The organism is Streptomyces sp. P17, assembly GCF_032436805.1.
Lineage (GTDB): Bacteria > Actinomycetota > Actinomycetes > Streptomycetales > Streptomycetaceae > Streptomyces.
In genome coordinates, this window is record NZ_JAVRBF010000247.1 from 1 (window position 1) to 626 (window position 626).

At 48.6% G+C, this 626-nt stretch carries 2 protein-coding genes; both read left to right on the forward strand.

What is annotated here, in order from left to right; all coding sequences use genetic code 11:
• Nucleotides 1-33: 33 nt before the first annotated feature.
• Nucleotides 34-204, forward strand: a complete 171-nt coding sequence (locus RMT89_RS46210) for an HNH endonuclease signature motif containing protein (RefSeq protein ID WP_399498847.1) — start codon at nucleotides 34-36, stop codon at nucleotides 202-204.
• Between the two features lie 15 nt (nucleotides 205-219).
• Nucleotides 220-626, forward strand: a 407-nt coding sequence (locus tag RMT89_RS40665) for an ATP-binding protein (RefSeq protein ID WP_315888781.1), incomplete at its 3' end; no start/stop codon positions are given.

Here is a 626-nt window from a genome sequence, read left to right on the forward strand (position 1 = left end):
ATCTCAATTGATGGCTGTACCGCTGCCGTCCATATCGTCATGTTTACCCACTTCTACGGATACATTCCGGGGAAGAAACAGGTCGATCACACATGCAACAATCGCATTTGCTGTAACCCTTTCCACCTCGAATTGGTGAGCCATAAGGTGAACCAAGAGAGAAGGGTGAAGCGTGCAAAAGCTAAATTCCAGTGTCTGGAATAAAGGAGTAAGCAGGTAATGAGCATTTTTGAAGAACAGCACGAAACCATCAGTCGTGTCGAACACTTGTTCACTGTGTTCAAATCATCGAAGGCGTCTATTCGCCCTCACTTCTTTCTGACCGGCCCAACAGGAACCGGCAAAACTCACATGATCCTAAAGGCTGCTGAAGCCCAGAAGATGAATTCTTTCACGATCAATGCCGCACAGCTTACCGCTGAAGGCTTGTCAGGGAATTCTCTTTCCAAGGCTCTGCGTCCGCTGCGTGAACACTGGGATCATCCGTCGATCATCTTTGTTGATGAATTCGACAAGCTGTTCATGCGTAACGGCGAAAAGCAGGGCGAGCATCAGACTGCTGTGCAGGATGAATTCCTCGGCATTCTTGAAGCCGAATTCGCCGCTGTCTTTACCGACTACGGTAA